The sequence below is a fragment of the Stenotrophomonas sp. SMYL20 genome (assembly GCF_036320045.1).
Lineage (GTDB): Bacteria > Pseudomonadota > Gammaproteobacteria > Xanthomonadales > Xanthomonadaceae > Stenotrophomonas > Stenotrophomonas maltophilia_A.
The window spans coordinates 77,909-84,313 of record NZ_JAWIRT010000021.1; the positions used below are offsets into that span (position 1 = coordinate 77,909).

General features: G+C 64.2%; 3 protein-coding genes. 1 reads left to right on the forward strand and 2 read right to left on the reverse strand.

Annotated features, from left to right (window positions below):
- Positions 1-28: 28 nt before the first annotated feature.
- The gene (locus V3B48_RS16365) at positions 29-328 is read left to right on the forward strand and encodes a hypothetical protein (protein WP_329894075.1); all 300 of its coding nucleotides are present in this window, start codon (positions 29-31) and stop codon (positions 326-328) included.
- Between the two features lie 33 nt (positions 329-361).
- On the opposite strand, the gene V3B48_RS16370 is transcribed toward V3B48_RS16365, so the two are convergent.
- Together V3B48_RS16370 and V3B48_RS16375 are read right to left on the reverse strand one after the other, a co-directional pair.
- Positions 362-3,403 carry a hypothetical protein gene (locus V3B48_RS16370; protein ID WP_329894076.1) on the reverse strand — a complete coding sequence of 1,014 codons (3,042 nt, stop codon included), beginning with the start codon at positions 3,401-3,403 and terminating at the stop codon, positions 362-364.
- A 21-nt stretch (positions 3,404-3,424) separates the two neighbouring features.
- On the reverse strand, positions 3,425-6,405 hold a 2,981-nt coding region (locus tag V3B48_RS16375; protein ID WP_329894077.1), incomplete at its 5' end, for a host specificity factor TipJ family phage tail protein.

Below are 6,405 nucleotides of genomic sequence, written 5' to 3' on the forward strand. Positions count from 1 at the left end.
GATCCACAACCAGTGAGAGGGAACACCCATGGGCGAGACACCCGAGCAGCTGCAGGCAGAGATTGACTTTCGAAGAGAAGAAATCGAGCGAGTCATTGCCTTGAAGGAGAAGCTCAGTCCTGCTGAGTACATGGCCAAGATCGAAGAGAACCACGCGCGCATCGCCGAGATCGACAGGCTGTTGGCCAAACTGAGCGATGACGACCTGGAGGAGGAGAATGAACTGCTCGATGAGCGCGACTCTCTCCTGAACGAAGACCAGGACGGCTTGGAATCTCTCGACCAAGAGATCGAGGAGCGTCTGGAAAAGCTGAAGAAGCTCGGCTAGAAATGATGGCGGGGCCCTAAAGGCCCCGCTTTTTCAATCAAGCCACGACGCAAGGCGCACGCCCAGCAGCCGGTGTTCCCGGGGACCTGGATGTACATCGAAGGTCGCTGCGCTGAAATCGTTGGCCGACAGTCCCGTCGCGCCCTGTACCGCATCGTCATAGAGCATCTCGGTCGAGACATACGCTGCTCCACACGCAAATGCCGCCTCACGGAGTGCACGCTGGGTGTAGCGCCAGTTTCCGTAGGTGTGAACAGTATTCAGGTCGTTTGCGTTCGGCCGGAAGCAGCCTACGACCACCACCGCAGAACCCGCTGCCTGGAAGGCCTGGCAGATCGCGATGATGTTTGCCCGGGTCGACGCCTGGCCCAGCTCGTTTTGGCCAAACCCCACAAGCACCAGATCGCCGGCGCCCACATCGGCCACTGCCGCAGCGAGCCTGACGCTGTCCTGCCCTTGGTAGGTCCCATTTGCCGATGTGGTGCCTGGAATGCTCCGATTGCTCAGCGTCACGGTGCTGCCGTACCCCGCCTGCATTGCACGCACCAACTCCCAGACCATACCGAACCGGGTGTGCACGGCTCCAGCTCCGTCGCCCGTGTCGTACACGGGAACCGTGGCCAGCACATCCGCGCCATACGGCGGGTTTGCCAGCAGCCCCCCCACGTCCTTGGTTCGGTCATGGAACACGGTGTTCGCCGACGAGCGCACTGCCGCGAGGCTGTAGGGGCCACCCATCTGCGCGAAGTTGCTGTCGCCATAAGCCAGCACCTTGAGCGGCAAGCCCTGCCGCAACTTGCGCAGCGCCGGGTTGAGCAACTTCCGATTGCGCGCCCGCTCAGCGCGGAACTCCGCAAGCGACTGCTGCTTCACCCCTTCCGGGGCGTTGTCCCAAAGCGGCAGGATTACCCTGGCCTCGACATCGATCGCGAAGAGCGGCAGCTGGCCGATGCCGGCCGCTGGTACAAACTCACTGGCGTCTCGCACCCGCTCGGTGCCCGTGATCACTGAAACCGCACCGGTAAGCGGGGTGTAGACAACCAAGTCGTAACGCCGCGCCTTCCAGCTGTAGCTGACCAGTACTGCCCTTTCCGCACCACTGGTGCCAGGAAGGGAGAACGCGCCCAGCGCCGGGATCACCCAGTAATCGGTGTCCACGCCTAAGGTGCCACCGCTGCCGGCATCCTTGACGATAACCCCTGTCAGGGCGGCATGCGCCGCACGATCCCGCATGTAGCTCCAGGTCTTGGCAGTTCCGGCCGCTGGCCGTAGTGTGAGTGGTTCATCGGTGACACTGCCGCCGGTCAGCGCAGCCAGGGTCACAGTGGTGTCCAAGGTGCGTTTGCCACCGCTGCGCACGGCAATGCCCTTTACTCGAAGCTCACTGCCGTGCCAGCGCGCGGTCGCTTCAAGAATGTGATCACCCAACCAAACATCTGCGCCGACTTCGTCCTGATCGAGCTGGTAGCCAGTGAGAGTCAGATCGTAGGCAAACCGGTAGGTGGTCGACGATGCACCGTTCGACCACGACGACACCGCACCGCTCCGCCAGAACTTGCGGTACTGATCAGCAACCAGGCCCACCACGCTGTGATAGGTGATCGCCGAGAGGAGCCGCGCACCGCCGACGTCCTGCGCCTCAACAACGAGGTAGTACATGGTGCCGGATTCAACCGTGAAGCGTGACAACGGAAAGTTCACCGTCGCCATCGAGGGCGCCCCGGGCACGATGCCCAGGTCATCTACCGTCCCCTGCGCACTCGCCACGAGAATGTCGCCAGTGAACCCCGGCGGTTGCACCTCCCAGGCCGCACCGCGCGGGCGCGAGTACAGCCATACGGCAACCTTCGCTGTGCCGGCCTCAACGATCAGAGGGACGTTCACGCCATCTGCCACAACGCCGGCGGGAACATCCAGTCCGCCGACGATCCCGATGGCCCAGGTGTAACGCCCGGTGGGGAGCGTGAAAGCACTCTCGCCTGCCAAGGCGGCCACTGTCTGTGGCGCGCTGGGAATCACCTGATCGATAGCAGCCTGGAACGTTTCCAGTGAGGTCGCCCGAGCATCCAGGTCGGCAGACTTCACCAGCTGCGCTGCGCCCAGGCTCCACGCAATCGCCGAGCCCGCGCCCATGTTGCTCCAGAAGCCGGCCGAAGGGGTGGAAAGGTAGTAGCCCATGCGCCGCTGGGAAAGACCGGTGGTGCTCAGGTAGCCCATACCCATGCCCAGTGCCGCGTCGGATGCGTCTCGCGCATCAAGCGTGATCAGGTAGGTGTAGCCAGCCTCGGCGATCACCACCGGAATCGGAACCCACACCCGCGCCGCAAAGCCGATGGTCAAGCCCAGATCAGAAACAGGCACGGATTTGCGGGACAGCAGCACGTCACCGGCCAAGCCTGGCCCCGCGCGGTCCTGAGTAGTCACCGCGAGCGACCGGCGCCACACTGAGATGCGCAGTTGAGTTGTCCCCGCCCCGAGCTGCAGCTGGGCACGCACCCCGTCGAAACTGGCACCGGCCGCGATTTCGGTGCCAACATCGAATGCCTGCGTCCAGGACGAATACCCCAAGCTGGCCGCGACAATGGCGGTCGGCGCGCGCGAGATCAGTTCGTCGTACATGCCGGAGCGCACCGCATCAGTGAGAGGGTCGACTTGGCTGATCGCTGGGCGAACCTCATAGCGGTCAGCCTTCTGCGACATCACATCCGCATCCCGCCACTGCAACCCGGCAGCAACCATCACGTAGCGACCGCTGTTGCTCACGGTCAGCCCGGAAACCGGGTCAGTGTGGGTCCCGCCATCACCGATCACCGCCACCTGGCGGTTCAGGGGGATCTGCCCTGCCCCGGCTGCTGCGCTGGCCGCCGCCCAGGTGGGGAACTCGATGGTGCTCCCGTCAGCGAGGAACTGCTGAAAATCCGTCTCGATGCCATTCCAGCTCTTCCGAGTAACCCCGCGGCGATCCTGCCAGGTCAGCGCGGTTCCGTTGATGCCATTGTCCAGGTTCTCGGCATTGTCGTAGAGATCCTTGGGCGAGTTCGAACCCAGCGGATTGCCGGTGTTGAAGGTCGTCATGTTGCTGCGTCTCCAGTGGCGCTACGGCGCGGTGGCGTCGTCGTATTGGTAGAAGGCGGGGTCGTACTGCAGGGCGGTCAGCTCAACCGAGCCGTCTTCGCCGGGCGTGAGTTCGGCCAGCACGGCGTCATACCCAGCGCGCGTGCTGTCGCAGAAAATCAGCTCAGGCGGATCAATCGTCGGGTCATCCATGATCCAGGTGTTGAACGCGTGCTCGCCCGGCAGTGCCGAGGACGCGATGGTCAGTCGGCGGTCGTCCACACGGGTGGGCACCATCACGCCGGACAGGGTTCCGTCCTGGAACCGGACCAGGCAACGCGGTGCCGGCAAGCTCCAGTCCAGGTACTCACCCACCTCGATCAGCAGCCGAGTACCGTCCAGCCTGGCCGACTCGATCATCGTGCTGGTGGTGCTCGACCCGGGTATGTCATCGAACAGCTTCACCCGGTCCCCGTACTGGTAGACCAGGCCCATCATCTCGGTCTTCGTCTTGTAGGTCAGGCGCTGGCCCTGGTGCTTCATCAGGCGCCGCATGCCGATCCGGTACGCGCGATCGCGAGTCCCTACACCCTGAAGTTCGTAGGACTCGACCTTCCAAGGCTCGGTCACACCAGGTAGCCGGCATTCCACCGTCTCTGCCGCCCAGGTCACCTCGTCGATGTAGGTAACGTCCACGCCGTCGTAGTCGTCCGGCCCCGGCGATATGAACGACGTACTAAGGGGCTCCAGCTGGCGCTGCGGTGAAATCCCACCGCGCCAAGTCTTCACCCCTTCCCTGCCCGCCGAGCACATCGAATCGATCAGCAGGAAGTAACCCATCCCCGCCTGCGCCGCCATCTGCAACATGTCCAGTGCGCTGGTGCCGGACTTCTCCGCGCTGAAGTCGAAGAACTCCCCTCGCGGCGTCCAGTAGGTGTCCTCCAGGTGCTGCAGAGTATCCGTGTCAATCTGGTCCGCCGGCAGGCCAAGTGACCGCATGACGTGAATCATCGCGCCGCTGATGCTGCGTGCAGTTCCCTGGTCGTACAGCCGTGTAGCTTCCACATTGAACCGGCGGTCGGTCTGCGCTGCCAGCTTCGTCCCGGTGGTCACCGTCAGGCCGATCGTCGTCAGGTCGTCGTAGCGCGTTGGCCGCTGCGACAGGCGAGCGCGCAGGCCCTGCCAGTAGCACGCGTCCCGCGCTGAATTGCCCCCGCGCTCTGTCACCCGCCTGACCCGCACCTCGACCTGCCCAGGGGCGCCGAGGGTGATGCGCTCGGTGAAGCCCACCGCATCCTCGGAGTATCCGGTGTAGGTGTGGGTCCTAACCGTCCAGGGCGCGCCCGAGCCATACACCCGATACCCAACGCGGATGCTGACCGTGAACGTGCGTTTATTGCCCTTGCTGGTGTACCAGATGAGGCCGCCTGGGAAGCTGAAGTCGTACTCGAACGCATCCGTGGTTTCGCCGTTCGGGCACACCAGGAAGGGCCCCAGCCACTCCTCGCTCTCCAGGAAGCCGGTGGCGCTGTAGTCAGTGGCCGTCCTGTTGGTCCAACCCGGCCAGCTCGTGTCGACCACGCCAGCCTCTGTCAGTCGCTCTACGGCCAAGGTGAGCCCGGCCACAGCCTCAATTCGATAGTCGCTTTGGCCGCGCGACATTGCCAGCGACACCACACCAGGTGGCAGACCGCCGAATGCAGTGCCGGTCGGGCCGTCATAGGCCAACGTCACACGCGGCTGCGTTGCAGGCGTCCCGCCCGTTGTGGCCACACCCGCCGTAGAGGTTGGGCTGCTCCCGAAGACCGAGGCCGGCAATCCGCTGTAGGTGATGCTCCCACCGGCAAACGGGCTGGCCGCCTCAGTAATCGTGACCACACCACCGGACTGGGTCGCCACCAGGCCACTATCCACCAACTGGTCGTTGATGGCGGTCAGCAGCACGCCGAGGGTGATGTAGTTGGCCACCAGCGCAACGCTGTAGGTGGTTCCCCGCCAGCTGATCCCGAAGGTCACCGGAGAACCGCTGAAATCGAAGTTGCTGGCAGCCGCCGACCCGGTCACACGCGCCGGGCTACCACCGACACCCGGCACGGCGGGCGAGCCAGGAACGTAGCTGGCTACGAACAGTGCGTAGTCGGCACCGTTGTAGGTCAGCAGCACCGGCATACCCACGTAGGGCGCCAATTCCGCCACAGCACTGCCGGCGACGATCGAGTAAAGGCCGCTCGTGGTAGCGGTGAAGGAGGCAGCCACCTTGAGCGTGAGCACGGCGCCGACAACCCAGCTGCTGGGCACGGAGTTGGTCGGCCGCTCATTTCCGTTCGCATCGGTGACCGTTGCGTTGTTCAGGGCGATGATGTTTCCCGATACCGTCACCGAGTCTGCGTTGATGCCCGTAGACACGTCGGCCGTGTCGCTCAGATCCAGGCCGGCAGTGCCGGAGGCCGTCGCCCCGACCTCGGTGGAGTTGACCCAGTTCTCGGAGCGCACGTCGCCGCTCACATCCGCACCCGGTGGGTAGATGGTCATCTGCACGTCGCTGCCGAACGAGCTGATAGGCGTATTCCCCAGCCGGGCCGAGCCCACAGGGATGATGTGCCGGCCTTTCCCCACGCACACGAACATGTTGGTTCGATAGGACTTCTCGCCTACGAAGCGGGAAACCGGCTGGACCAAGTAGTCGGCCCAAACGCGGCATCGCCCCAGAACCTCCCGGACCGGGCTCCCGAGCCGCGCGGTGTTCGCCCGCGCCGTGTCGAGACTGAGGCTGTCGCCCTGCCCGTTCCGACTGCCAGGCAGGTTGTTGGCCATGTAGATGGCATACGCAGCCACCACCGCAACCACAACCCAATAGATCACTGCGGCAATGCCCTCGTAATGAGGGACCGGGTAGATGCGCACGTCGCTGCCGTTGTCGATCCAGGTGCTTGCCCACGCCTCTGGAGCAACCTGCGCGCCGTCCACCTCCAGCTCAATCGGCTGCTCACCCTCTCCGGTGTAGCCACGCACGTTCGCCCGCA